Source organism: Kitasatospora sp. A2-31 (genome assembly GCF_022288725.1).
GTDB lineage: Bacteria > Actinomycetota > Actinomycetes > Streptomycetales > Streptomycetaceae > Kitasatospora.
Genome location: NZ_JAKNTA010000003.1, coordinates 185,357 through 210,784, shown reverse-complemented (window position 1 = coordinate 210,784; position 25,428 = coordinate 185,357). Strand labels below are relative to the sequence as shown.

Below are 25,428 nucleotides of genomic sequence, written 5' to 3'. Positions count from 1 at the left end.
CGGGGCGCCGGGCGGGGCGTCCCGGCGGACGGCCGCCCGGTCTCCGGCGCCGGAGTTGGGACGTACCGCCACGACCCGGCGCCGGGCGGACCGGCGCCCGCACCACCACCGGGTGACGGGTTGCGGCCCGGACACAGTGTCGGCCCTGCGCCGATCACTGTCGCCGCGAGCCGATACCCTGGGCCCCTGTCGCAGGCCGGGCGAGCGCCGCGACAGGGGCGGGCGAGGGCCAGGTGGCCCGGCCCGCGACACGCAGGACGAGACCGAACGTCACGGTCGCGGCGGCACGGCCGCGCCGAGGGGGAGCAGAGGACCATGAGCGAGCACGGCAACGCGGTCGAGGGCCACTCCCTGGGCAACGGCAGGTACGTGCTGCAGCGGGTGCTCGGCGAGGGCGGCATGGCCTCCGTGCACCTCGCCTACGACAACGTGCTGGACCGCCAGGTCGCGCTGAAGAGCATGCACGCCGAGCTCGGCCGCGACGAGACCTTCAAGGAGCGGTTCCGCCGCGAGGCCCAGTCGGTGGCCCGGCTGGAGCACACCAACATCGTCACCGTCTACGACAGCGGCGAGGACGTCGCCGCCGACGGTTCCAGCACGCCGTTCATCGTGATGCAGCTGGTCGACGGCAAGGGCCTGCGCGACGTGATCAACGAGGCGGTCGCGCAGTACGGCGCGGTGCCCACCGCCGAGGCGCTGCGGATCACCGTCGGCGTGCTGAACGCGCTGGAGGCCTCGCACGACCAGGGCCTGGTCCACCGCGACATCAAGCCCGGCAACGTCATGTTCGACCGCAAGGGCACCGTCAAGGTCATGGACTTCGGCATCGCCCGCGCGCTGGACAGCGGGGTCACGTCGATGACCCAGACCGGCATGGTGGTCGGCACGCCGCAGTACCTCTCGCCCGAGCAGGCGCTCGGCAAGCCGGTGGACGCCCGCTCCGACCTCTACTCGGTCGGCGTGATGCTCTTCGAGATGCTCACCGGCCAGCTGGTCTTCGACGGCGACTCCGCGTTCTCGATCGCCTACAAGCACGTGCAGGAGGAGCCGGTCGCGCCCTCCACGATCAACCGCGCGGTCAACCCGGCGGTCGACGCCTTCGTCGCCCAGGCGCTGCGCAAGGACCCGGCGCACCGGTTCCCGAGCGCGGCGGCGATGCGCGACGAGGCCGAGCGGCTGATCGCCGCGGAGAAGGGCGGCAACGGCAACCAGCTGGCCGCGAGCACCCCGCTGGTGATCACCGACGGCCCGCGGTCGGTCCACGCGGCGCCGCAGACGCCGCAGCCGCAGTTCCACCAGCAGGGGCAGCCGGGCTTCCAGACGCCCCCGCCGGCCTTCCAGACCCCGCCGCCGGCGTTCCGGACGCCGCAGCCGTTCCCGCAGCAGGCGCACACCCCGCCCCCGGCCTTCCAGACCCCGCCGCCGGCGTTCCAGACGCCGCAGCCGTTCCCGCAGCAGGCGCACACCCCGCCGCCGCAGCCGATGCCGATGCCCGCGCCGCCGTTCCAGCCGGCTCCGGCGTCGAACAGCGGCGGCTGCTCCACGGCCCTGGTGATCGTCGGCATCATCATCGGCGTGATCGTGCTCGCGATCATCATCATCGCCATCGTGGTGACCAAGGCGGAGAAGGAGGGCACCACGAAGAAGACCACGCGCAGCGCCGAGCGGCCCGCGAGCGTCCTGTACCTGGACGCCCCGACCGACCGGAATGGCCTGCTCTGATGCGTTCCGCCCGGATCGGGCGTGCTACGGGGGAAGGCCGAAGGCGGTAGCGTTCGGGGATACGAAGCGACAGGGCACCGCGATCCGAGCGAAGGCCCGGGGCGAGGAGCGATGGCACAGACGCATCAGCCGGACGACGACGAGGGTGCCTGGACGGCCGGCCCGGCCGGCGAGCCCCCGAAGGCGGGCGAAGCCGGTAGCGACGGTGCCACCACCGCGCTCCCGCCCTACGGCGGCGGCCCCCGGACGCCCGGCCGGGGCACCGCGGCCCCGCTCGGCACGGTCGGCGACGGCCGCTACCGGCTGACCCACCGGCTCGGCCGCGGCGGCATGGCCGAGGTGTTCGCGGCCCAGGACATCCGGCTGGGCCGCACGGTCGCGGTCAAGCTGCTCCGCGGCGAGCTGGCCCAGGACGACATCGCCCGGCTGCGGTTCACGCGCGAGGCGCACGCCGTCGCGGCGCTCAACCACCACTCGATCGTCTCGGTCTACGACACGGGCGAGGAGTACGTCGGCGACGAGTCGACGCCGTACATCGTCATGGAGCTGGTCGAGGGCCGCACCGTCCGCGAGCTGCTGGTGGACGAGGAGGCGCCGCCGGTCGACCAGGCGCTGATCATCATCGCCGGGGTCCTGGAGGCGCTCGCCTACAGCCACCGGCACGGCATCGTGCACCGGGACATCAAGCCCGCCAACGTCATCATCACCACCACCGGCGCGGTGAAGGTGATGGACTTCGGCATCGCCCGCGCACTGACCGGCACCGCCAGCACCATGACCCAGACCGGCATGGTCATGGGCACCCCGCAGTACCTCTCGCCCGAGCAGGCGCTCGGCAAGCCGGTGGACCACCGCTCGGACCTCTACGCGGCCGGCTGCATGCTCTACGAGCTGCTGACGCTGCGCCCGCCGTTCACCGGCGACACCCCGCTCTCGGTGGTCTACCAGCACGTGCAGGACCCGCCGGTGCCGCCGTCGCAGGCCAACGGACGGGTGCCGGCGGCGCTCGACCACCTGGTGCTGCGCTCGCTGGCCAAGAACCCCGACGACCGGTTCCAGGACGCCGACGAGTTCCGCGCCCACGTCCAGCACGCGCTGCGCGAGATGCACGGTGCCGGCGGGGCCTGGGCGGCCGGCGCCGCGGCGGCCGGGCTGGCGGCCGCGGGCCAGGGCCACAGCGGGGCCACGCCGGTGATCGGCACGGACGAGACCGCCGTGCTCGGTGCCGGTGCGTCCGGTGACGCGACCACGATGATGCCGTTCCCGCCGTCCTCGACGCCGCAGACCCAGGCCACGTCCTACCCCGGTGCCGGCGGACCGTACGGCGGGGCCGACGACGGCTCGGGCGGTCACGGCGGCGACGGGAACGGCTCCGGGCGGCGGCGCGGCCCCTGGGGCTGGGTGGCCGGCGCCGTGGCGGTGCTGGTGGCCGCCGGAGCGGGCATCGGGTTCGCGCTGAGCGGCGACGGCGGCGACGGCGGGACGAAGCACGGGCCCACGCCCAGTGCGACGGTGTCGACCGCCCCCACGACCGAGGCCGGGACGCCCACCACGGGCTCGTCCCCGACCGCGGTGCCGACCACGCAGGCCACGCGGCGGCCGCAGCAGCCGACCGACAACACCTTCGGCGGCAACCAGAGCCAGGCGCCCACCGTGCCCTCCGGCAAGCACACGCCGACCTCCACCGCGACCGCCACCGGCACCAGGACGCCGACGGCTACGGCGACGGCGACCGGGACCCCGACGGGCGGTGCGACCAGCACGCCGACCGGCGGCGGGACCAGCACGCCCACCGGCGGGGCGACGGCGACCCAGCCGCCGCCGAAGCCGACCTCGACCAGCGGTGGCGGCGGTGGCGGCGGCACCGGTCCGGCCACCCCGCCGGCCGGAGGCTGACCGCCGGGTCAGTTGGCGAAGGCGTCCAGGACCTGTTCGTACTCCTGGCACCACCACGCCAACTGGCCCGCCGAGGCGGGGTAGAGCGGGTCGGCCCGGTGGTCGGCCCGCTGGTAGCGCCACTGGAGCATCCAGAAGTCGTTGAGCCGCTCCCACCAGACCCGGTGCACCGCGGCGGCCAGGTGCTCCGCGGTGGCGGCCCCCGTGGCGCGGTAGGCCTGCGAGTAGTGCCGGACCCGGACCAGGTCGAGGACCCCGGTGGTCCGGTCGTTGAAGACCAGCGTGGCGGCCCGGACGGCCTCCTCCGCGCGCGGCTGGGGGCCGAGCTTGTCCCAGTCGAGGACGGCCGCGATCCCGGCGTCCCCGTGCAGCAGGTTGAGCCCGTGGAAGTCGCCGTGCGTCCAGCCGGTGGGCGGCGCGGCCGTCGGCTCCGGCCGGCGGTGGGCGTGTTCGGCCAGCAGGTCGAGCCGTTCGTCGAGGCGCCGTTCCACCAGGGCGTCCAGCTCGCCGTACGGGCGGTGGTCGCGGGCGCGCAGCTGCAGTTCGCGGGCGAGCGCCGCGCTGTCGAGCGGGTCGGCGCTGCGGTAGCCGGCGGGTTGTGCGACCGGGGCGCAGACTTCGTCGAGTGCGCCGTGCAGGTGTCCGAGCAGCGCGCCGAGTTCGTCGCACTGCGGCAGGGTGAGGTCGGTACCGTGCCGGTGTCGGCCATTCACCCAGGGGAAGAGCGCGAACAGCCGGCCGCCGAACGCGGCCACCGTGCAGGAGCGTTCGGCGCAGCCCAGCGGAGGGGAGACGGGCAGTCCGAGCGCGTGCAGCGCGCCCATCGCGCGGTGGTGCTCGGAGATCGCCCCGCGGTTGGCGGTGGCGGCGTCGACGTAGCACTTCAGGAAGTACGTGCCGGCCTCGGTCGTGACGCGGTAGCCGCGGTTCAACAGGCCCTCGGCGACCGGCTCGGCGGTCAGCAGCCGCCCCACCCGGTAACGGCGCAGGACCTCGGCGAGAGCGGCGTGCGGGACGGGCGGGCTGAGCGTCCCTATGGGGGGTGCGGAGAGGTCGGGGCGGGCCGGGGCGCAGGCGAGGGTCTGGCTGAAAGTCACAGCCCGAGGTTAGGGCCAGCTGGTGAGGGTACTTGACAAGGCGTCAGACCTGTGCATGCAGGAGGTGGCCGGCGGTGGGGCGGTGGCGGTCGGCGCCCCGGCCGACGCCGCGTCAGTGCTGCTGGTCCGCCTGGTGCCGGGCCACGAAGGCCGCGGCCTGGGTGCGCCGCTCCATGCCCATCTTGGCCAGCAGGCTGGAGACGTAGTTCTTCACGGTCTTCTCGGCGAGGTGCAGCTCGTTGCCGATCTGCCGGTTGGTCATCCCCTCGCCGATCAGGTCGAGGATGCGCCGTTCCTGCTTGGTCAGCTGGGCCAGCCGCTCGTCCTCCTTCTCCCCGCCCTCGCGCAGCCGGGCCAGGACCCGGCTCGTGGCGACGGGGTCGAGCAGCGACCGGCCGGCCGCCACGTCCCGGACGGCGGTGATCAGGTCGGTCCCGCGGATCGCCTTCAGGACGTAGCCGGAGGCACCCGCCATGATCGAGTCGAACAGCGCCTCGTCGTCCGAGAACGAGGTGAGCATCAGGCACTTGATCTCCGGCAGCCGGGAGCGGACCTCGCGGCAGACCTCCACGCCGTTGCCGTCCGGGAGCCGGACGTCGAGCACGGCGACGTCGGGGTGGACGGCCGGGATCCTGATCACGGCCTCGGCGGCGGTGCCGGCCTCGCCGACCACCTCGATGTCGTCCTCGACCGAAAGCAGGTCGTGGACGCCCCGCCGGACCACCTCGTGATCGTCGAGCAGGAATACCCTGATTTGTCCGTTATCAGTCACGCGCAAAGCCTCCCATATCACCCTACAAAAGACCTCTCGCCTGTACCGGGCCGGGATCGCTATCCGGCCAGAGCGGTCAAAACCGATGCCGGTAACCCCCTTACGCGGAGGCCTCCGCCCGGATAACGTGCGCTGGTGTCCTGAAGGCGACCGAATTGAGAGCTGCGCCACACCCGCAGTTGTCGGAGCCCAACAAGTAGGACGTCCTAGCGCAAGGGCGCCAAGGGCTGCCGCTGGGTAACGTTCTCGTGAGGGACGCCGTCGGAACAGGATCACCACCAGCCTCGCAGCCGGTGCGCACACCCACGCGCGCCCCGCAAGGCGGTGACCGGACCGGTCACCGGCGACCCCGGGCGGCCGGACAGACCGAGGAGTGAACGTGACCGTCAAAAGCACGGCGAGGGCTCGCAAGAAGGCGGCCCCCGGCGTCCCTGACACCCTCCGCGCCACGGGTACGGACGCCCAGCCGGAGCTCGTACAGCTGCTCACCCCGGAAGGGGAGCGGGTCGAGCACAAGGACTTCCCGCTCACCACCACCCCGGAGGAGCTGCGCGCCCTCTACCGCGACCTGGTGCTGGTGCGCCGGTTCGACGCGGAGGCCACCGCGCTGCAGCGCCAGGGCGAGCTGGGCCTGTGGGCCTCGCTGCTCGGGCAGGAGGCCGCCCAGGTCGGGTCCGGGCGGGCCATGCGCACCGGCGACTACGCCTTCCCCACGTACCGCGAGCACGGCGTGGCCTGGTGCCGCGACGTGGACCCGCTGAACCTGCTCGGCATGTTCCGCGGCGTGAACCACGGCGGCTGGGATCCGAACGAGAAGAACTTCCACCTCTACACGATCGTGATCGGTGCGCAGACCCTGCACGCCACCGGTTACGCGATGGGTGTGTCCAAGGACGGCGCGGACGACGCGGTGATCGCCTACTTCGGTGACGGCGCCTCCAGCCAGGGCGACGTCAACGAGGCCTTCACCTTCGCCTCGGTCTACAACGCCCCGGTCGTGTTCTTCTGCCAGAACAACCAGTGGGCGATCTCCGAGCCCACCACCACCCAGACCAAGATCCCGCTGTACCGGCGGGCCTCCGGCTTCGGCTTCCCGGGCGTCCGGGTCGACGGCAACGACGTGCTGGCCTGCCTGGCCGTCACCCGCTGGGCGCTCGACCACGCGCGCAGCGGCAACGGCCCGGTGCTGATCGAGGCGTTCACCTACCGGATGGGCGCGCACACCACCTCCGACGACCCCACCCGCTACCGGCTGGCCGAGGAGACCGAGGCCTGGAAGGCCAAGGACCCGATCATCCGGCTCAGGGCGCTCCTGGAGAAGGAGGGCCTGGCCGACGAGGAGTTCTTCGCCTCGATCGACGCCGAGAGCGAGCAGCTGGGGCTGCGGGTGCGCGAGGGCGTGCGGAGCATGCCGGACCCGGACCCGACCCTGATCTTCGACCACGTGTACGCGGAGCCGCACGCGCTGGTCGATGAGGAACGGGCCGAGTACCTGGAGTACGCGGCCTCCTTCGAGGCGGGGGAGAACCTCTGATGGCCGGTCAGCTCAGCATCGCGAAGGCGCTGAACGAGGCGCTGCGCAAGTCGCTGGAGAACGACCCGAAGACCGTCCTGATGGGCGAGGACATCGGCAAGCTCGGCGGCGTGTTCCGGATCACCGACGGTCTGCAGAAGGACTTCGGCGACGGTCGGGTCATCGACACCCCGCTGGCCGAGTCCGGCATCGTCGGCACCGCGATCGGCCTGGCCCTGCGCGGCTACCGCCCGGTCGTGGAGATCCAGTTCGACGGCTTCGTCTACCCCGCGTTCGACCAGATCGTCTCCCAGCTGGCGAAGATGCACGCCCGCGCCCTGGGCCACGTGAAGATGCCGGTCACCGTGCGCATCCCGTACGCCGGCGGCATCGGTGCGGTGGAGCACCACAGCGAGTCGCACGAGGCGTACTTCGCCCACACGGCCGGCCTGAAGGTCGTCACGCCGTCCAACGCGCACGACGCGCACTGGATGCTGCGGCAGGCGATCGAGTCGGACGACCCGGTGATCTTCCTGGAGCCGAAGCGCCGGTACTGGGACAAGGGCGAGGTCGGCGACGCGGCCGACCTGGACCTGCACGCCGCCCGGATCGTCCGCCCCGGCGCCGACGCCACGCTGATCGCCTACGGCCCGATGGTCAAGGTCTGCCTGGAGGCGGCCGCGGCGGCGGAGGAGGACGGCCGCCGGCTGGAGGTCGTGGACCTCCGCTCGCTCTCCCCGGTCGACTTCGCCACCCTGGAGGAGTCGGTCAAGCGGACCGGGCGCGGCATCGTGGTGCACGAGGCACCGGTGTTCCTGGGCATGGGCGCCGAGCTGGCCGCCCGCCTCACCGAGAAGTGCTTCTACCACCTGGAGGCGCCGATCCTGCGGGTCGGCGGCTACTACGCGCCGTACCCGCCGTCCCGGGTCGAGGAGGCCTTCCTCCCGGACCTGGACCGCGTGCTCGACGCCGTCGACCGCGCGCTCGCGTACTGAACCGGGGAGCGACCATGACCACCGAAGTCCGCTCGCTCCGCGAGTTCAAGATGCCCGACGTGGGCGAGGGCCTCACCGAGGCCGAGATCCTCAGCTGGTACGTCAAGCCCGGTGACACCGTCACCGACGGGCAGGTCGTCTGCGAGGTGGAGACCGCGAAGGCCGCCGTGGAGCTGCCGATCCCGTTCAACGGGGTCGTGGAGCAGTTGTTCTTCCCGGAGGGCGCGACGGTCGACGTCGGCACCGTGATCATCTCGGTCGCGGTGGCCGGCGAGGCCGGGGCGGCCGCCCCGGCGGTGCCCGCACCCGCGGCCGCTCCGACCCCGGCCCCGGCCGAGCCGGAGCGGCGCGCCGTGCTGGTGGGCTACGGCCCGCGTACCGGCGGCACCCAGCGCCGGGCCCGGCGCACCACGACCACCACCAAGGTCGCCCCCCCGGCTCCCGCCGCTCCGGTGGCCCCCGTCGCCCCGGCCCCCGCGCCGGTGGTGCCGGAGCAGCCCTCGGGCGAGCGGCCGCTGGCGAAGCCGCCGGTCCGCAAGCTGGCCAAAGACCTCGGCGTCGACCTGCGGGCCGTCACCCCGACCGGTCCGGCCGGTGTGATCACCCGTGACGACGTCCACGCGCACGCCGCGGCCGCGGCCGCGCCCGCCGCCGCGGTGGAGGCCCCGGCCGCCCCCGAGGCGCCGGTGGCCGTCCCGGTCGCGGTGTCCGGTGCCGGCGACGTCCGGGTGCCGGTCAAGGGCGTCCGCAAGGCGACCGCGCAGGCGATGGTCGCCTCGGCGTTCACCGCCCCGCACGTCACCGAGTTCGTCCAGGTCGACGTGACCCGGACGATGAAGTTCGTGCGCCGGCTCAAGGAGAGCGGTGAGCTGGGCCGGGACGTCCGGGTCAGCCCGCTGCTGCTGGTCGCCAAGGCGCTGCTGGTCGCGATCAAGCGCCACCCGGAGATCAACGCCCACTGGGACGAGGCCGCCCAGGAGATCGTCATCCGCGGTCAGGTGAACCTCGGCATCGCCGCGGCCACCCCGCGCGGCCTGATCGTCCCGAACATCAAGGACGCGGGCGGCAAGACGCTCTCGGGCCTGGCGGTCTCGCTCGGCGAGCTGATCGACACCGCCCGCCAGGGCAAGACCCCGCCGGCCGACATGCAGGGCGGCACGATCACCATCACCAACGTCGGCGTCTTCGGCGTCGACACGGGCACCCCGATCCTCAACCCGGGCGAGGCGGCGATCCTCGCCTTCGGCGCGGTCCGGGAGCTGCCCTGGGTGCACAAGGGCAAGGTCGTCCCGCGTCAGGTGACCACCCTCGCGCTCTCCTTCGACCACCGCCTGGTGGACGGGGAGCTGGGTTCCAAGGTGCTGGCCGACGTGGCCGCGCTGCTGGAGCACCCGAAGCGCCTCATCACCTGGGGCTGACCGGCCCGGGAGACCGAGGAGGGGCCCTTCCCCCGCACGTGGTGCGGGGGAAGGGCCCCTTCCGTTGCCGGGTCCGGTCAGCGCTGGGGACGCAGCCGGCGCACGGCGATCATGACGCCGGCGCCCAGGGCCAGGACGGCGGCGGAGGCGGCGGCGAGGAAGCCGGTGGGGGTGTCCGCACCGGTCTGGGCCAGCTCGGTGGTGCCGGCCGGCGCCGCGGCGGGTGCGCCGGTGGCGGGTGCGGCGGGGATCACCGGTGCGGCCACGGCCTTGGCGCCGGCCGCCTGGGCCGGCGCGGGCTCGGCGACGGCCGGCTGGGCGGCGGCCGGCTGGGCGGGCGCCGGCTTGGCGGCGGTGGTCGGCTTGGCCGCGGCGGCGGCCTTCGGGTGGGTGACCTGGACGGTGCGGAAGCCCCCAAAGACGTCCATCCCCGCGGGGGGTTGCAGGTGGGTTCGGAAGTTCTTCGAGATTCCTCCGGACGGCCCGTCGAGGAGGTCCCTTCGGGATACTGCCGGGATGGCAGAGGAGCTGATAACCCGTTCGAAGGACCGCCGCACCGACCCGGGCGAACGCCGCTCGCTGCGCCGGGACGCCTCCGGCCCGGCGCTGCTGGCCGGGCTGGTGTGCATCGTGGTCTCGTTCTCCGGGCCGCTGGTGGTGGTGCTCGCGGCGGCCGCCGCGGGGAAGCTGGACGAGGCCCACACCGCGTCCTGGATCTGGGCCGTGGCGATCGGCAGCGGGCTCACCTGCCTGCTGCTCAGCTGGTGGACCCGGACCCCGGTGATCACCGCGTGGTCCACCCCGGGGGCGGCGCTGCTGGTGACCAGCCTCGGTGAGTACCCGTACCGGGAGGCCGTCGGCGCCTTCCTGGTGAGCGCGGTGGTGGTGGTGCTCTTCGGCGTCACCGGGCTGTTCGGGCGGCTGATCGCCGCGATCCCGGCGGGCATCGTCAACGCGATGCTGGCGGGCATCCTCTTCTCCTTCGGCGCCGGGATCTTCGGGGCGGTGCACGGCGCGCCCGTCCTGGTGCTCGGCAGCTTCGCGGCGTTCCTGCTGGCCAAGCGGCTGGTGCCGCGGTACGCCGTTCCGGCCGCGCTGCTGGCCGGCGGGGTGCTGGCCGCGGCCACCGTCGGACTGCCGCTGCACCTGGGCCAGGGCGGGCCGACCCGACCGGTGCTGACGGTGCCCGCCTTCTCCGGACCGGCCATGGTCGGCCTGGCGCTGCCGCTCACCATCGTCGCGCTGGCCTCGCAGAACGCCCCCGGCCTCGGGGTGATGCGGGCCTTCGGCTACCGGCCGGACGACCGGCTGCTGATCGGGGCCACCGGCGGGCTCTCCGTGCTGCTGGCGCCGTTCGGCTCGCCGGGGGTCAACCTCGCGGCGATCACCGCGGCCATCTGCGCCGGACCGGAGAGCCATCCGGACCCGCGCCGTCGCTACGTCGCCGGGATGTCGGCGGGCGTGCTCTACCTACTGGTCGGCAGCTTCGGCGGTGTGCTGGTGAGCCTGTTCACCGGCCTGCCGAAGGAGCTGATAGCGGTGGTCGCCGGCGTGGCGCTGCTGGCCTCGCTGCAGGGCAGCCTGGCCACCGCGCTCGCCGAGGAGCGCGGGCGGGACGCCGCGCTGGTGACCTTCCTGGCCACCGCCTCCGGGATGAGCCTGTTCGGGATCGGCTCCGCGTTCTGGGGCCTGCTCCTCGGGCTCGCCGCCCACCTGGTGCTGGAGGTGCGCCGGGGCGGCTGAGGTCACGGTCCGTGAGCGGTCCACGTGGTCGGACTCATCGGTATGACCGGGGTGATCCTTGTTGTTCGGCCAGGTCGGTGACTTTTTCGCCGGACCGGAGGGGAGGCGCGCCGGGCCGGGTACGTCTTCGCGTCCACCACCCGGGCGACGCCGGGTGACCGGATCCCCGAGGACGCACCCGTATGCCGCCTGGCAACCCTGGCCGTCTCGTCCGGAGTCTGGCCGCGCTCGTGCTGGTGTCCACCGCCGTACTGCCGGCCGCCCTGGAGCTGGCCGGCCCCTCGCCGTTCGGCGTGATCGGCCCCGGCGCCCCCGCCGACCGGGCGGTGCCGCCGCACACCGCCCAACACGCCGACCTGCGCGCCGACGGCGCCGCCCCGACCGTCGACATAAGGCGGACCGGCGACCCGGCCAATCGCATCACCCTGGTCCTGCTCGGCGACGGTTACACCGCCGACGAGCAGGACCTCTTCCGCCAGCAGGCCGATCGGGCCTGGCGGGCGCTGATGGAGATCGAGCCGTTCCGCAGCTACCAGGGCTTCTTCAACATAAGGCGGGTCGAGGTGGTCTCCCCGGTGTCCGGCATCGCCGAGACCGAGAGCCGGGGCCGCCACCCGGACACCCCGCTCGGGATGCACTTCTGGTGCGAGGGCACCGCGCGGCTGCTGTGCGCCGACGAGTCCGCCACCGCCCGCTTCGCCGGCGACGGGGACGGCCCGCAGTACCTGATCGCGCTGGCCAACTCGACCGAGTACGGCGGTGCGGGCGGCACCGGCGTCACCACCCTGGCCGGGGGCAGCCCGGACGCCGGGCGGATCATCCAGCACGAGATAGGGCACACCGTGGGCGACCTCGGCGACGAGTACGACAGCGCCCCGGACGACGCCGACTACCCCAACCTCTCCACCGAGAACGCCGACGAGATGCGCCGCAAGCAGAACAAGTGGTGGCGCTGGCTCGGCGCGGAGTCCCCGGACGGCGGCGGGACGATCGGCGCCTACCGGAGTGCGAACGGGATCTACCGGCCCACCCAGGACTCGGTCATGCGCACCCTCGGCGGCTCGTACAACCTGCCCTCCCGGGAGGCGATCATCGAGGAGCTCTACCGCCGGGTCCGGCCCACCGACGCCCCGGTGCCCGCCCCCGGCGAGGTGTCCGGCCGGCCCCGCCTGGAGGTCCGCCCGCTGCCGCTGGCCGGCGCGCGGCAGCTCAAGGTCGACTGGACGGTGGACGGCGTCCCGGTGGAGCCGCAGGCGGCGGACCGCAGCTGGCTCGACACCGCTCAGCTCAACCTGCCCGCCGGGCACGGCGCCACCGTCACGGCCACCGTCCGGGACACCACCGACTGGGTCCGGGACGAGGCCTTCCGCGACCGCTACATGACCAGGTCGGTCTCCTGGACGGTGACCGGCTGAGGTGCTTCGTGCCCGACCCGTGCAGCCCCGCTCTAGGCGTCCAATCATGGGATGACTAGTCTGGGGTCACTATGCCCGTGGAGCCCGCCCGTTCAGCCCGTCCCCTGTCCGCATCCGCTCCCCGTTCCACCGCCGAGCCCGCCCCCCGGGCCGCCGCGGTCGCCCCGCCGCCCGGCGGCCGCGCCGCCTGGCTGGCCTGGGCCATCGGCGCCAATGTCTACGTGCTCGCCGTCATCCACCGGACCAGCCTCGGCGTGGCCGGCCTCGACGCCGCCGACCGCTTCGGCATCGGGGCGTCCGCGCTCTCCACCTTCTCGATCCTCCAGGTGCTGGTCTACGCGGCCATGCAGATCCCGGTGGGCCTGCTGGTCGACCGCTTCGGCCCCCGCCGGGTGCTGCTGCTCGGCGTCGTGCTGCTCAGCGCCGGGCAGCTCGCCTTCGCCTTCTCCGCCGCGTTCGCCCCCGCGCTGGCCTCCCGGGCGGTGCTGGGCTGCGGCGACGCGATGACCTTCATCAGCGTGCTGCGGATCGCCGCGCGCTGGTTCCCGGCCGCCAGGAACCCGCTCGTCGCGCAGCTGACCGGCCTCGCCGGGATGGGCGGCAACCTGGTCACCACGGTGGTGCTCGCCCAGGCGCTGCACAGCGAGGGCTGGACGCCGACCTTCACCGCGATCGCCCTGCTCGGCGCCGGGGTCTTCGCCCTGGTCGCGCTCTTCCTCCGGGAGGCCCCGGCGGGCGCGCCCGTCGCCCCGGTCGCGGCCGCGCCCCGGCTGGCCGTCGGCCGGCAGGTGCGGGAGGCCTGGCGCGAGCCCGGCACCCGCCTCGGGCTCTGGGTGCACTTCACCACCCAGTTCCCCGGCAACGCCTTCGGCCTGCTCTGGGGCCTGCCCTACCTGGTGGAGGCCCAGGGCCTGTCGCGGGCCGGGGCGGGCGGGCTGCTCACCCTGCTGGTGCTCGCCAACATGTCCTTCGGCCTGCTCTTCGGCCGGCTGCTCTCCCGGACCGCCCGGGCCCGGATGCCGATCGTCCTCACCGTGATCGCCGCCACCGCGGCCGGCTGGGCGGTCGTCCTCGCCTGGCCCGGCGGCCGTCCGCCGCTCTGGCTGGTGGTCGGGATCATCCTGGTGATGGGCACCAACGGGCCGGCCTCGCTGGTGGGTCTCGACTACGCCCGCGCCCTCAACCCGGTCGAGCGCCTCGGCACCGCCTCCGGCATCGTCAACATGGGCGGTTTCATCGGCACGATGGTGACCCTCTTCGGGATCGGCGTCCTCCTCGACGCCCTCACCCCGGCCGGCGCCGCCGGCTACACCGCGGAGGCCTTCCGCTGGGCCTTCTGCTGGCAGTACGTGCCCATGGCGGTCGGCACGCTGATGATCCTCCGCCTGCGGAAGAAGGTCGCCGCAGCCGGCCCGTAGGGTTTCCGACCAGGCGAAACGGTGTGACCCTCACCGGAAGTGAGGGTCACCCGAGGGCATCAGCCCCCGTACGCGCGCATCAGCTCGGCGATCTGCGGGGGCGACCCGTAGATCCGGGCGCCGTGCAGGTCCGCGTACACGAGTCCCCGGTCGGGCGGCGGCGCCGGCTCTGCGACGGGTTCCGGGCGTGCCGCACGGCGCAGCCGGATCAGGTCGACCAGCCTCAGCTTCGGACAGCCGGGGAGGACGCGGCTGCCCCGGATGCCGACCCGCTCCACCGCCGGGCAGGAGTAGTAGCCGCCGAACGGCGGCCCGCTGTCCTCCTCCCGGTCGGGCACCTGGAAGACCATCTCGCCGTGCCGGCAGTGCACCGTCCCGTCGGAGTGGATGGTCACCCCCGGCCAGTCCTCGTGGTCGATCCGCGCGACGATCCGGACCTGCTGGCCGATCGCGTCGGTCAGGGTCTCCGCCATCCGCCGCTGCTGGGTGGGGACGTCGGTGTCCCCGCGGCGGACGGAGGGGAGGAGATCCTGTGTGACCCACTCCTGGAAGGGGCGGGCGTTGGGCTTGTTCGACCGCATGATCAGTGTGTAGAGGCCGGCCTCGCTGATCACGTTGAGCATCGGGTTCCCGCGCTCGTAGGGTTTCCCACCTGCGGAAACGTGATTAACCTTCCCGGCGGTTAGGGTAATCGAGCGGGAGTTGATGACCCGGGTCTGCGCGTCGCCGAGCACCTGGCGAACGCGGCTCGGGTTGAGCCGGCCGAGCACCCGGCACACGTCCGCCGTGACGAACCACGGCTTCCCGTCGATCATCACCACCCTGATCGGCTGCCCCGTGACCGGGAAGCTGGAGCGCACCAGCACCATCCGTTCCTGCTGTTCCTGTTCGTCGCCCATCGGGGACGTCCCTCCTTCTTCCGGGTGACACTCGGTCTGCCCGGAACAACGAGGTCGAACGGGTGAGGTGCTGGTGCCAAGCTGACGCACGGGAGCGCGAAGCGTGCCACCCGGCGTGCGGTGGTGCGTGTACGCCGGGTGGGTGACGCCGGGGCGGGGCTACAGCGTGACGGAGAAGTTCGCCAGGATGCGGGAGGCGAGCTCCTGGTCGCCCTCGACGGTCACCGGGCCCGGGCGGCCGCGGCCGCAGGCGAGACGGACGTAGGTCTCCCAGTCGAGGGTGAGCTGGACGTCGGGGGCGAGGCTGATCGACTCGTCGACCGTGCCGCGGCCGCCCGCGTCCACCCGGACGGTGCGCAGGAACTCCACCGGGCCGGTGACGTCCACGACCAGCGCCGTCCCGGCCGGGGCCCCGGCCCGGTGCGCGACCGCCTTGGGCAGCAGCTCCAGCAGGACGTCCCGGGTGACCAGCGCGCCCGGGGAGTCCAGGTTGCCGGGCGTCCCGAGGGCGCGCCGGAGGTCCTGTTCGTGCACCCAGACGTCGAACGCCCGGCGGCGCAGCAGCTCGTGGTACGGCAGCTCGCAGCTGTGCGGTCCGGCGGGCCAGCGGACCTGCTCGGTGGGGGTGTGCTTCGCGTTCCGCAGGGCGCGCGAGCGACGGATCACTGTGTACTCCAGCTCGCCCACCAGCTCCACCGAGGTGTGGCAGCGGCGCTTGTCGACCGGCAGCTCGATGTAGCGGGCGAACTCGGTGGTGACGTGGCGCAGGTCGCGGGGGAGCGAGTGGATCGGGCGCGGGTCGCCGAGCAGCTCGGACTCGATCGCGATGACGTGGGAGACGACGTCCCGGACGGACCAGCCGGGGCACTCGGTGGCCCGGTTCCAGGAGTCCTCCGGGAGGGGGGCCACCAGTTCCGATATCGATTCGATGGACTGCGTCCACGCATCGGTGTAAGCCTGCACGGTCTGGTTGTCCGTCACGGGAATCTCCGGCCCTCCGTCAGCTGCCTTGCCACGTGCGCCCTGGCTCCTGCACCGGGCGGGTTGCCCGGCTTCCGGGCGCGCACGCTAACCGCACGTTACGCTGCCGGGTGAGAGCAGGGCAGTGCTTTCGGGTGACGATCGTAGGACTCTTGCCGTGGACGGTGGTACTGTGCGCGCTTCATTGATCCAACTCGCGGTCTCCGACGCCGAGCCGCCCGCCGAGCGGCGGGCGAGGGCGGCCGCCCTGGTCCGCGCCCAGCAGGGCGCCGACCTGGTCGTTCTCCCGGAGCTGTGGCCGCTGGGCGGATTCGCGTACGACCTCTGGTCGGACGGTGCCGAGGCGCTGGACGGGCCGACCTCCGACGTGATGGCGGCGGCCGCCAAGGCGGCCGGGGTCTGGCTGCACGCGGGTTCGATCGTCGAGCGCGACCCCGACGGGCCGATCTACAACACCTCGCTGCTGTTCGCCCCGGACGGCGAGCTGGTGCACACCTACCGCAAGATCCACCGCTTCGGCTTCGACAGCGGCGAGGCGGTGGTGATGGGGGCCGGCCAGGAGATCGTGACCGCCGCCACCGACTTCGCCACGCTGGGCCTGGCCACCTGCTACGACCTGCGGTTCCCGGAGCTGTTCCGGGCGCTGCTGGACGCCGGGGCCCAGCTGCTGGTGGTCCCGGCCGCCTGGCCGGCGCGGCGGCGCGAGCACTGGACGCTGCTGGCCCGGGCCCGCGCGGTCGAGGAGCAGGCGTTCGTCCTGGCCTGCAACACGGCGGGGACGCACGGCGGCGTGGAGCAGGCCGGGCACAGCATCGTGGTGGACCCGTGGGGCCGGGTGCTGGCCGAGGCGGGCGACGGCGAGGAGGTGCTCGCGGTCGAGTTCGACCCGGCCGAGGTGGCCAAGGCCCGCGCCGACTTCCCGGTCCACCGGGACCGGCTGCTGGGGATCCCGGCCCCGGTCCAGCGGTGACCGGCCTCGCCCGGCGGCGCCCGGTCGCGGCGGCGGGCGCCGGGCGACCCGCGGTGGTGCCCGGGGCCGGGTGACGCGGGCCGCGGCGGTCCGGCGGCATCTTTGAGAAGATGAGCGTTCGTCGTGTTCCCCGCCCTTCACCTGCCGGTCCGCCCCGGGGCCGGTCGTAGAGCCCGCCCGAGGAGGTCGCGCGCATGTCCGGCACCGGCGCAGGCGACACCCGCCCCGTGATCCACCGCAACAGCCTCCGCGAGCAGATCGCGGGCGCGCTGCGCGAGGAGATGATGGCCGGCCGGCTGGCGGCCGGGCGGAACTTCACCGTCAAGGAGATCGCCGACCTGTACGGCGTCTCGGCGACGCCGGCCCGCGAGGCCCTGGTCGACCTGGGCGCGCAGGGGCTGCTCCGGACCGAGCACCACCGCGGGTTCACCGTGCCCGAACTCGGCTGGGACGACTTCGTGGAGATCTTCGAGGCCCGGGTGCTGCTCACCGACAGCTACGTCCGCCAGCTCGCGCTGCGCCCGGAGTCCTCGGACACCGACGCCCGGCTGCCCTCGCTGCGGCGGCGGGCGGACGCGGCCGTCCGGGCCGCCCGGTCGGGAAACCTGGACGTGATGGTGGGCTGCGACCGCCGGTTCTGGCAGGAGGTGGCCGCCTTGCTCGGCAACCGCCGGATCGGCGACTACCTGGACTGGCTGCGAGTGCAGTCCTGGATGTTCGCCGCGCCCTACCTGCGCGGGATGCCGAGGCTGGACGGGGTCTGCTGGGACCGCCACCTCGACCTGGTCGACGCGATCGCCGCGCGGGACCTGCCGGGCGCGTACCGGATCATCTGCGAGTACAACCTGTTCACCGTCCGGCTGCTCGCGGAGCTGACCGGCCGGCCGCTTGAGTCGGTGGGCGTGCTGCCGCTGCTCACCGCCGGGCTCGGCCCGGCGGAGCCGGCTCCGGAGAGCAGGCCGGACGGGCCCGGGGCGGACGGCGCCGGGCCGGACGGGCCCGCGGCGGGCGCCGCCGGGCCGACGGCCGGGAGCGGCGCTGAGGGCGCCGGCGGGAACGGCGGCCCGGACCGGCCCGCCGAGCCGCCGCACTCCGCCGACACCACCGCGGGCCGCGCCCGTCTCCGGGACCGCGAGCTGGGCCGGGAGCTCGGCCGCGAACTCGGCCTGGGGCTGGGCCTGGTACCGCAGCCGCGCTCGGTGGCCTTCACCCGCTTCGGCCGCTGACCGGCCGACCCCGCGCCGGCCGGCCGCCCGAGGGGCGGCCCGACCCGCACCGCGCGCCGGGCCGGTAGGGTGGGCGCTCGTCGTCCCGCGGTTCCCGTACCGACCGTTCCGGACCCGACCCGCCCATCCGTCGTTCGCCCCGCGAGCGACCTCCGCCGCCCGGAGAGGAAGAGCCGGCCCATGGCCTGCGACCTCTGGCTCGTCCCGCTCGTGGACGTCCTGAGCCACAGCCCCGAGAACCCCTTCCGGGACGACCTCGCGCTCTACAACACCGTGCTCACCGCTCGCGGACTGCCCGAGGTGCCGGTCTTCCAGTACGTCCCCGGGCTGAGCGGGGCGGTCGAGCCGATAGCCGCCTTCGACTACGACTCGCTGCACTTCCTGCGCCGCGCCTACCTGTTGGGGCTGACCGGCCTGGACATCACGCCGGTGGACGCACTCGGCGGCGACTACGAGCAGCTGCTGGAGATGTTCGAGAGCAACGCCGAGCAGTCGCACCTGGTCTGGCACTTCGACCACGCCGGGGCCTACGTGCCGATCGAGTTCGCGGTGCCGCTGGTCGACGACGTGCTGCTCGCCTCGGGCGGCCCGCTCGGCTCCAGCTACGGCCTGCTGCGCGAACTGCAGGCCGTGGCACCGGCGCTGGGCATCGACCCGCTCAACCCGCCGAGCCCGACCCGGCCGCTCGGCCCGACCGGCCTGGAGCAGCCGTTCGGCCCGCCGCTGGACGACCTGCACCCGTTCGCCCGGGAACGGCACGCCTGGGCGGGCTTGTACGCGGCGGCCACCCGCAGCGTCACCCAGGGCTCGATGATCGTCTTCGCCTGACCGGACCGGGTGCCCGCCCCGGTGGTGCGGCGGCGGGTCCGGCGGCGGCGACGGGCCCGCCCAGGGCGGGCCTCAGCGCAGCGGGCCCTCCGGCGGCCGCTGGCGCGGCATGGTGGGCCTGGTCCCCGGCGGCGGCAGGACCCGTACCTGCGCCCCGCCGACCGTCTCGCTCCGCCCGCCCCAGCTGCCGGCCGCCTGGGTGGGCAACTGCGTCATCCCGGCGCGGAACTCCAGCATCCACTCCGAGGTCTCCGTGCGGACCATGTCCGAGACGTCCTCGCAGAACCGCCGCAGCACCCCGAGGCAGCGCTCGGCCGCCTCGCCGGCCGTGCCCTCGGTGGGCCCGAGCACCTCGCGCACGCACTCCGACGCCCAGTCGAACTGGAAGGCCTCCAGCCGGCGTTGCAGCGCCTGCGCGGTGGAGACGTCCCGCATCCAGCCGGAGGTCAGCCCGAACACCCGGTCCGCGCCGTAGCAGGCCGCGGCGAGCGACAGGCCGACGTAGCCCCAGCTGGTCGCGTGGGCGACGGTACCGGTGAGGTCCACCAGCGGGGCGGTGACGCCGCCGACCGCGAAGCCCGCCGCGCCGAACCGCAGCAGGCGGGCCCAGCGGCGCTTCCAGACCCGGTCCCGGCGGTACCAGTCGATCGCCTCCACCGCCCGCTCCTCGGACCAGCGGTAGAGCTCCTCCAAGCGCTCGGCGGGCTCGCCCCAGTCCCCGAGCGGGAACTGTCGGGTGCTCAGATCGGCCCGGCGCCCGGTGGAGGCCCGGCGCGCGACGGTCGCGGCGGGCGGGTCCTCCTCGCCGATCTCCTTGCCCCAGGCACTCTCCTCGGGCTGCATTTCCGGCTGGCTCACCTGTGGGGCTCCCTGTGGCGGGCGGACTGCTTGGTCTGACGGTGCTTCCCCTGACGCGCCGTCGGCCTGACCGGCCGGGGAGCGTCGGGCGACGCGGTCGGACCCGCGACACCCCGGGCAGTGTGGGCACCCGGGGCGGCGCACCGGCCGCGGCCGGCGGTGGTCCAACAGCACTTCTTACCGCCAAATGGCTGACCGTGGGGGCGCTTCGCCAGTGATCGTTATCTGATTCGGCCACCGGACGCCGAGGTGAGGGGGTTGCGGCGCTCGGCGGGATTTCACCCGTCCGAGCGAGGCCCCGGTGACCCGACGTCCTGACCCGGACACTCGGAGCATCCGATCGGGGGGCCGCTTTGTAGGAACCTCCTGCTCCGGCAGCGTACGGACGGATCCGGTTGGTGCGTTCCGACGGGACCGGAGGACGGCTCGAACCGGTCAGCGACTACCCTTCCCTCCTGTGAAGGTCCTCGTCATCGGCGGCGGCGCCCGCGAACACGCCCTGTGCCGCTCTCTGTCCCAAGATCCCGCCGTGACCGAGCTGCACTGCGCCCCGGGCAACGCCGGGATCGCGCAGGTGGCGACGGTCCACCCGGTCGACCAGCTGGACGGCGCGGAGGTCACCGCGCTCGCCCGGCGGCTCGGCAGCGAGCTGGTCGTGGTCGGCCCGGAGGCCCCGCTGGTCGCGGGCGTCGCCGACGCCCTGCGCGAAGCCGGCGTCCCCGTCTTCGGCCCGTCCGGCCGGGCCGCCCAGCTGGAGGGCTCCAAGGCCTTCGCCAAGGACGTGATGGCCGCCGCCGGCGTGCCCACCGCCCGCTCCTACGTCTGCACCACCCCGGCCGAGGCGGCCGAGGCGCTGGACGCCTTCGGGGCCCCCTACGTGGTGAAGGACGACGGCCTGGCGGCCGGCAAGGGCGTCGTGGTCACCTCCGACCGCGAGGCCGCGCTGGCCCACGCCGCGTCCTGCATGGGGACGCCTTCCGGCCGTGAGGGCGGGGGGCGGGTGGTCATCGAGGAGTTCCTCGACGGCCCCGAGGTCTCGCTCTTCGCCATCACCGACGGCACCACCGTCCTCCCGCTCCAGCCCGCCCAGGACTTCAAGCGGGCACTGGACGGCGACGAGGGCCCCAACACCGGCGGCATGGGCGCGTACTCCCCGCTGCCCTGGGCCCCCGAGGGCCTGGTCGAGGAGGTCCTGGAGACCGTCCTGCAGCCCACCGTGGACGAGCTGCGCCGCCGCGGCACCGAGTTCTCCGGCCTGCTCTACGCCGGCCTGGCGCTGACCTCGCGCGGCACCCGGGTGATCGAGTTCAACGCGCGCTTCGGCGACCCGGAGACCCAGGTCGTGCTGGCCCGGCTGCGCACCCCGCTGGCGGGCGTGCTGCACGCCGCCGCCACCGGCACGCTGGACCAGCTGGAGCCGCTGCGCTGGGACGACGACGCCGCCGTCACCGTGGTGATCGCCTCCGAGGGCTACCCGGCCGCGCCGCGCACCGGCGACCCGATCGAGGGCCTGGCCGAGGCCGAGGCCGCGGACGGCACCGCGTACGTGCTCCACGCGGGCACCAGGGCGGGCGAGGACGGCCGGGTGCTGAGCGCCGGCGGCCGGGTGCTCTCGGTGACCGCCACCGGGGCCGATCTGGCCGAGGCCCGCGACCGCGCGTACCGGGCGGTCGGCCGGATCACCCTCCAGGGCGGCCAGCACCGGACCGACATCGCGCTCAAGGCCGCCCAGTAGCAGGCGGGTTCAGCGTTCCGCAGGGCGCTGCGTCCAGGAGGGAAACAACCCCCATGGACGCAGCGCCCTGCGGCGTTTCCGGGGGCGGCGGCCGGGGAGCCGTTCCACCGGCCGCCACACCGTTCGGCGGCCGGAATCCAGCCCATCGAGTGACAGCACCCGCATCCGGCTGACGTAACCGGGCGCACGGCCTTATGGTGCGCTGGTCCGCAGCGCCACGGGCGGGTCGCCCGTGGGCGCCGCCGGGTAGCGGCGGTCGCGCGGGGGGATGCTGGACGGCGTCCGGCCGGGTGGACACGCCCGGGCCGCTTCGCGCGGGCCACGACGCGTCGTCCGGAATCCGGGCGCCGTCACCGGGACGAGTGGAAACCGGGAGAACCGGAACACCCGCCCGGAGACGGGCGTCGAAAATGTCAGAAGCGCCACGCAGCATGTACTACCGGGGATCGGACGCCGCCGTTTCCCAGTCGGAACTGATCGTTTCGAGTCGGCTCAGGCCCCGTCGCCGGGCGCCCGAGGACTCCGAAGGGGGTGCCGCACCGTATGGCCGCTGTCGACACCGCGCGCGCTCATGCCCAGGCGGTCCTGCGGGTCCGAGGCCTCGCCCTGGCCGTCGCCGCGCTGCCCGCCGCCGTCGCGGTGGTCCTGCTCGCGGGCCGGATCACCGGCCGGATCGGCGCACCGGGTGCGGCCGACGCCGCGGCCTGGGACGCCGTCCGGTGGGCGGTCTGCGCCGTCGCCGCCGTGACCCTCCTGGTGGCCGGCCTGGCCGCCCGGACGTACCGCCGCGCCGTACCGCCGCAGACCCCGGTCGTCCCGCTGGAGCGTGCCGAGGCGCCCGAGCTCTACCGGCTGATCGACGAACTGGCCGATCGGCTGGACGTGCCCGCGCCCTCCGCGATCGCGCTCACCCCGGACTGCGACAGCTGGCTGGAGGACGTCCCGCCGGCCGTCCCGCCGGGCCGCCGCCACCGTCGCGCCCGTGGCGCGGAGCTGCCCGCCCCGGTGCTGGTGATCGGCTCGCCCTTCCTCTGGTGGATGCGGGCCGGTGAGTTGCGCGCCCTGCTGGCGCCCGTGGTGGCCGGCACCGCGGCCGCGGCCGACCCGGAGATCGCCGCCGCCCGCCGCTTCCTGCGCTCCCTGGACGCCAGCCTCGCCGACGCCCCGCCGCCGGGCCTGGGCGGCGCCCCGGCGCCCGCCGCGCCGCGCACCGCCCGCCCCGGCCCGGCCGCCCTCACCGACCGGATCACCCGCCGGCTGCTCCGTGCCTGCCACGGGCACTCCGCCGAGCTGGAGCGGGCCGTGGCCGGCCGGGCCTCCGAGCAGGCCAGGGCGGTCGACTACGGGCTGCGGATCGCCGCCCAGGAGCAGGTCGGCCTGGCCTACGCCGGGTGGGACCGGCTGCTCACCCGGGTCGCGCTGCCCGCCTGGCGGCTCGGCCGCCACCCGGCGCACCTCAACGCCGGCGTGGTCGCCGCGCTCACCGAGCTGTCCCGCCGGGACCGGCTGGCCGACGGCTACAGCAGCCGGCTCGGCGACCGCCCCGCCTGCGACCTGCTGGAGGAGCCGGGCGCCGTCGACGCGGCGGTCTCGCGGCTCGCCGCCGAGCTGTTCTTCGGCCGCCCCGCCTCCGGCGGCTGGCAGGAGCTGGAGTGGTCGGACTACCCGGCCGGGGTGGTGGACGCCGGCTGGCGGGCCCGGGCCGCGGCCCTGCAGTCCGCCCTGGACGGCCCGGCCCCGCAGGCCCGGCCCGGCGCCCCGACCCTGACCCGGCTGCTGGTCCGGCTCGCCGAGGGCGACGGCGAGCAGCTGGCCACCGCGCTGACCGCCCAGCTGGCCCGTACCACGGCCCCCGCGCCGTTGCTGGAGCCCGTCCGCACCGGCCGGGACCTGCTGGTCGACCACGTCACCGCGATGGTCTGCTGCGCGGCCGTCGACACCGCCGGAGCGACCCCCGGCCTCGACTGGCTGGACGGCCCCGTGCTGCTGATCGGCGGGGTGCGCCGCACCGACCTGGCCGGCCCGGTCGCCCAGGCCGTCGAGCAGGGCCAGGACGGCCCGCTGCGGGCCTGGCTGGACGCGGCCGGCGTCCGGCTGGAGAAGCCGGTGAGGCTCTGACCGGCGGTCGGACCGCACCGGCGGGGGAGGGCGCTCGACCGCCGGCCCGCGCCCCCGGCCGGACCGGCGGCGGCAGGTCTTCGCAGGCCGGAGGCCCTTCCGAGGCGGAGCGGAAGATTCCCACCACTAGTTGCTACCGTTGGGTGACGCAGCGCCAGCACTCTGTGGTGTATTAGACCGCACGCACATCCGGTGGGCACGTGCCATCCGGCGGAGGGTGCACCAGTGGGAGGGGCGCGTGGGGACGGAACTCAACCGCCGATGGGAGTCCGGAACGCACGCGTACAGCGTCTCCGACCCCTTCGGCCAGGGCCCGCTGCCCTGGCTGCGCAGCCCGGACCAGTACCTGGCGGGCGCGGGGGGCGCCGTCCCCTGGTACGTCTCGGTCGACGCCCCGGGGCAGCAGCCGCTGACCGCGGGTGCCAGGCCCAAGCCGTCGGTCGGCACCCCGCAGGGCGCCAACGACGTGGTGCAGCAGATCAAGGGATTCGCCTCCGCCGGTGTGGTCCGCCCCGGCGGCTCGGTGGACTTCCGGGTCACCGTCAACCCGCCCCGTGAGTTCACCGTCGACGTCTTCCGGATCGGCCACTACGGCGGCGACGGTGCCCACCACATGACCTCCAGCCCGCTGATCGCCGGCATGGTCCAGCCCGCCCCGCTGGTGGCCGGCCGGACCGTCTCCTGCCACCACTGGTGGCACACCTGGCGGCTGCAGATCCCCACCCACTGGAGCCCCGGCGCCTACGTCGCCGTGCTGACCACCGGCGACATGCTGCACCGCAGCCACATCCCCTTCACCGTCCGGGACTTCGAGGACCGGATGCACGCCGCGGAACTGCTCCTGGTGCTCCCGGACGTGACCTGGCAGGCGTACAACCTCTTCCCCGAGGACGGCCGCAGCGGCGCCAGCCTCTACCACGCCTGGGACGACCGGGGCCGGCTGGTCGGCGAGCCGGAGGCGGCCGTCACCGTCTCCTTCGACCGCCCGCACGCCACCGCCGGGCTGCCGCTGCACGTCGGCCACGCCTACGACTTCATCCGCTGGGCCGAGCGCTACGGCTACGACCTCTCCTACGCCACCGCCACCGACATGCACGCCGGCCTGGTCGACGCCTCCCGGCACCGGGCGCTGATCTTCCCCGGACACGACGAGTACTGGTCCGAGCCGATGCGCCGGGCCGCCGAGCGCGCCCGGGACGGCGGCACCTCGCTGGTCTTCCTGTCCGCCAACACCATGTACTGGCGGGTCGAGCTGTCCGCCGCCGCTTCCGGCGAGCCCAACCGGCTGCTCAACTGCCGCAAGCGGCAGAAGGTCCCGGCCGGCAGCCCGGCGGCCGGCGCGCCCGGCGCCGCCAGCGCGCTCTGGCGGGACGCGGGCGAACCCGAGCAGCACCTGCTCGGGCTGCAGTACTCGGGCCGGGTCGCGGCACCCGTCCCGCTGGTCGCGCGGCACACCGCGCACTGGCTCTGGGCCGGCACCGGCCTCCAGGAGGGCGACGAGCTGCCCGGCCTGGTCGCCGGCGAGGCCGACCGCTACTACCCCCGGGTGGCCCTGCCCGAGCACACCGAGCGGGTGCTGCTCGCGCACTCGCCGTACCGGGACCTCGCCGGCCGCACCCGCTTCCAGGAGACCTCGCTCTACCGGGCGCCGAGCGGCGCCTACGTCTTCGCCTCCGGCACCTTCGCCTGGTCGCCGGCGCTGGACCGGCCGGGCCTCACCGACGAGCGGATCCAGCGGGCCACCGCCAATCTGCTGGACCACCTCTGCAAGAACGGCTGAGGCGGGGAACGGCTGGGGAGGACCGGCCGGGGCGGGACCGGCGG

The 25,428-nt window shown here is 74.4% G+C and carries 20 protein-coding genes; 14 read left to right on the top strand and 6 right to left on the bottom strand.

Annotation, left to right across the window (positions count from 1 at the left end; genetic code table 11):
- Positions 1–315 precede the first annotated feature (315 nt).
- Positions 316–1,722: a protein kinase gene (locus MCM47_RS09725; RefSeq protein ID WP_238860405.1), complete on the top strand. Its 1,407-nt coding sequence runs from the start codon at positions 316–318 to the stop codon at positions 1,720–1,722.
- A gap of 111 nt (positions 1,723–1,833) precedes the next feature.
- Complete coding sequence (locus MCM47_RS09720; protein WP_238860402.1) at positions 1,834–3,618, top strand: protein kinase; 1,785 nt, start codon at positions 1,834–1,836, stop codon at positions 3,616–3,618.
- A gap of 8 nt (positions 3,619–3,626) precedes the next feature.
- On the opposite strand, the gene MCM47_RS09715 is transcribed toward MCM47_RS09720, so the two are convergent.
- Positions 3,627–4,715, bottom strand: a complete 1,089-nt coding sequence (locus tag MCM47_RS09715; RefSeq protein WP_238860400.1) for a phosphotransferase — start codon at positions 4,713–4,715, stop codon at positions 3,627–3,629.
- A gap of 112 nt (positions 4,716–4,827) precedes the next feature.
- A complete protein-coding gene (locus MCM47_RS09710; RefSeq protein WP_238860398.1) occupies positions 4,828–5,487 on the bottom strand; it encodes a response regulator transcription factor in 660 nt (219 codons plus the stop codon).
- Between the two features lie 379 nt (positions 5,488–5,866).
- Here MCM47_RS09710 and pdhA point away from each other — a divergent pair, with 379 nt between their 5' ends.
- From pdhA to MCM47_RS09695, 3 genes are read left to right on the top strand one after another with little or no spacing between them, the layout of a single operon-like run.
- Positions 5,867–7,021 carry a pyruvate dehydrogenase (acetyl-transferring) E1 component subunit alpha gene (gene pdhA, locus MCM47_RS09705; RefSeq protein ID WP_374209103.1) on the top strand — a complete coding sequence of 385 codons (1,155 nt, stop codon included), beginning with the start codon at positions 5,867–5,869 and terminating at the stop codon, positions 7,019–7,021.
- Positions 7,021–7,995 (top strand): alpha-ketoacid dehydrogenase subunit beta, encoded by a 975-nt coding sequence (locus MCM47_RS09700; protein ID WP_374209102.1) that lies wholly within the window; start codon positions 7,021–7,023, stop codon positions 7,993–7,995. Before pdhA ends, MCM47_RS09700 begins: the two co-directional genes overlap by 1 nt.
- A 14-nt stretch (positions 7,996–8,009) precedes the next feature.
- Positions 8,010–9,413 carry a dihydrolipoamide acetyltransferase family protein gene (locus tag MCM47_RS09695; protein WP_238860395.1) on the top strand — a complete coding sequence of 468 codons (1,404 nt, stop codon included), beginning with the start codon at positions 8,010–8,012 and terminating at the stop codon, positions 9,411–9,413.
- A 77-nt stretch (positions 9,414–9,490) separates the two neighbouring features.
- Here MCM47_RS09695 and MCM47_RS09690 read toward each other — a convergent pair whose 3' ends face one another.
- Positions 9,491–9,841, bottom strand: coding sequence for an LAETG motif-containing sortase-dependent surface protein (locus tag MCM47_RS09690; protein ID WP_238860392.1), 351 nt, complete (start codon positions 9,839–9,841; stop codon positions 9,491–9,493).
- Between the two features lie 88 nt (positions 9,842–9,929).
- Between MCM47_RS09690 and MCM47_RS09685 the strand changes: the two genes are divergently transcribed.
- From MCM47_RS09685 to MCM47_RS09675, 3 genes are all read left to right on the top strand, one after another.
- Entirely contained in the window at positions 9,930–11,156 is a 1,227-nt protein-coding gene (locus tag MCM47_RS09685; RefSeq protein WP_238860390.1) for a benzoate/H(+) symporter BenE family transporter, read from the top strand.
- Positions 11,157–11,392: 236 nt separating this feature from the next.
- Entirely contained in the window at positions 11,393–12,571 is a 1,179-nt protein-coding gene (locus MCM47_RS09680) for a M64 family metallopeptidase (RefSeq protein ID WP_238860388.1), read from the top strand.
- A gap of 71 nt (positions 12,572–12,642) precedes the next feature.
- A complete protein-coding gene (locus MCM47_RS09675; protein ID WP_238860386.1) occupies positions 12,643–13,989 on the top strand; it encodes a nitrate/nitrite transporter in 1,347 nt (448 codons plus the stop codon).
- 59 nt (positions 13,990–14,048) lie between these two features.
- Here MCM47_RS09675 and MCM47_RS09670 read toward each other — a convergent pair whose 3' ends face one another.
- Together MCM47_RS09670 and MCM47_RS09665 are read right to left on the bottom strand one after the other, a co-directional pair.
- Positions 14,049–14,888, bottom strand: a complete 840-nt coding sequence (locus MCM47_RS09670; protein ID WP_238860384.1) for a Bro-N domain-containing protein — start codon at positions 14,886–14,888, stop codon at positions 14,049–14,051.
- 159 nt (positions 14,889–15,047) lie between these two features.
- Complete coding sequence (locus tag MCM47_RS09665; RefSeq protein WP_238860382.1) at positions 15,048–15,869, bottom strand: maleylpyruvate isomerase family mycothiol-dependent enzyme; 822 nt, start codon at positions 15,867–15,869, stop codon at positions 15,048–15,050.
- Between the two features lie 172 nt (positions 15,870–16,041).
- On the opposite strand from MCM47_RS09665, the gene MCM47_RS09660 reads away from it, so the two are divergent.
- The 3 genes from MCM47_RS09660 (at position 16,042) to MCM47_RS09650 (ending at position 18,893) form a co-directional block, all read left to right on the top strand.
- A complete protein-coding gene (locus tag MCM47_RS09660; protein WP_238860380.1) occupies positions 16,042–16,839 on the top strand; it encodes a carbon-nitrogen family hydrolase in 798 nt (265 codons plus the stop codon).
- Between the two features lie 194 nt (positions 16,840–17,033).
- A complete protein-coding gene (locus tag MCM47_RS09655) occupies positions 17,034–18,065 on the top strand; it encodes a GntR family transcriptional regulator (protein WP_308222308.1) in 1,032 nt (343 codons plus the stop codon).
- A gap of 180 nt (positions 18,066–18,245) precedes the next feature.
- On the top strand, positions 18,246–18,893 hold the full coding sequence (locus MCM47_RS09650; RefSeq protein WP_238860378.1) for a hypothetical protein: 648 nt from the start codon (positions 18,246–18,248) through the stop codon (positions 18,891–18,893).
- Positions 18,894–18,965: 72 nt separating this feature from the next.
- Here the strand turns inward: MCM47_RS09650 and MCM47_RS09645 are convergent, their stop codons facing one another.
- The gene (locus MCM47_RS09645; RefSeq protein ID WP_374209101.1) at positions 18,966–19,751 is read right to left on the bottom strand and encodes an SLATT domain-containing protein; all 786 of its coding nucleotides are present in this window, start codon (positions 19,749–19,751) and stop codon (positions 18,966–18,968) included.
- A 457-nt stretch (positions 19,752–20,208) separates the two neighbouring features.
- Here MCM47_RS09645 and purD point away from each other — a divergent pair, with 457 nt between their 5' ends.
- The 3 genes from purD (at position 20,209) to MCM47_RS09630 (ending at position 25,384) form a co-directional block, all read left to right on the top strand.
- Complete coding sequence (gene purD / locus MCM47_RS09640; protein WP_238860376.1) at positions 20,209–21,486, top strand: phosphoribosylamine--glycine ligase; 1,278 nt, start codon at positions 20,209–20,211, stop codon at positions 21,484–21,486.
- 543 nt (positions 21,487–22,029) lie between these two features.
- A complete protein-coding gene (locus tag MCM47_RS09635) occupies positions 22,030–23,604 on the top strand; it encodes a hypothetical protein (protein ID WP_238860374.1) in 1,575 nt (524 codons plus the stop codon).
- Between the two features lie 238 nt (positions 23,605–23,842).
- Positions 23,843–25,384: a N,N-dimethylformamidase beta subunit family domain-containing protein gene (locus tag MCM47_RS09630; RefSeq protein WP_238860372.1), complete on the top strand. Its 1,542-nt coding sequence runs from the start codon at positions 23,843–23,845 to the stop codon at positions 25,382–25,384.
- The last annotated feature ends 44 nt before the right edge of the window (positions 25,385–25,428 follow it).

Bases quoted from the DNA above. Each gene is read 5' to 3' on its own strand.
- MCM47_RS09725 (WP_238860405.1), top strand. From the start codon at position 316: ATGAGCGAGCACGGCAACGCGGTCGAGGGCCACTCCCTGGGCAACGGC.
- MCM47_RS09720 (WP_238860402.1), top strand. From the start codon at position 1,834: ATGGCACAGACGCATCAGCCGGACGACGACGAGGGTGCCTGGACGGCC.
- MCM47_RS09700 (WP_374209102.1), top strand. From the start codon at position 7,021: ATGGCCGGTCAGCTCAGCATCGCGAAGGCGCTGAACGAGGCGCTGCGC.
- MCM47_RS09695 (WP_238860395.1), top strand. From the start codon at position 8,010: ATGACCACCGAAGTCCGCTCGCTCCGCGAGTTCAAGATGCCCGACGTG.
- MCM47_RS09690 (WP_238860392.1), bottom strand. From the start codon at position 9,841: ATGGACGTCTTTGGGGGCTTCCGCACCGTCCAGGTCACCCACCCGAAG.
- MCM47_RS09685 (WP_238860390.1), top strand. From the start codon at position 9,930: ATGGCAGAGGAGCTGATAACCCGTTCGAAGGACCGCCGCACCGACCCG.
- MCM47_RS09675 (WP_238860386.1), top strand. From the start codon at position 12,643: ATGCCCGTGGAGCCCGCCCGTTCAGCCCGTCCCCTGTCCGCATCCGCT.
- MCM47_RS09670 (WP_238860384.1), bottom strand. From the start codon at position 14,888: ATGGGCGACGAACAGGAACAGCAGGAACGGATGGTGCTGGTGCGCTCC.
- MCM47_RS09655 (WP_308222308.1), top strand. From the start codon at position 17,034: ATGTCCGGCACCGGCGCAGGCGACACCCGCCCCGTGATCCACCGCAAC.
- MCM47_RS09650 (WP_238860378.1), top strand. From the start codon at position 18,246: ATGGCCTGCGACCTCTGGCTCGTCCCGCTCGTGGACGTCCTGAGCCAC.
- MCM47_RS09635 (WP_238860374.1), top strand. From the start codon at position 22,030: ATGGCCGCTGTCGACACCGCGCGCGCTCATGCCCAGGCGGTCCTGCGG.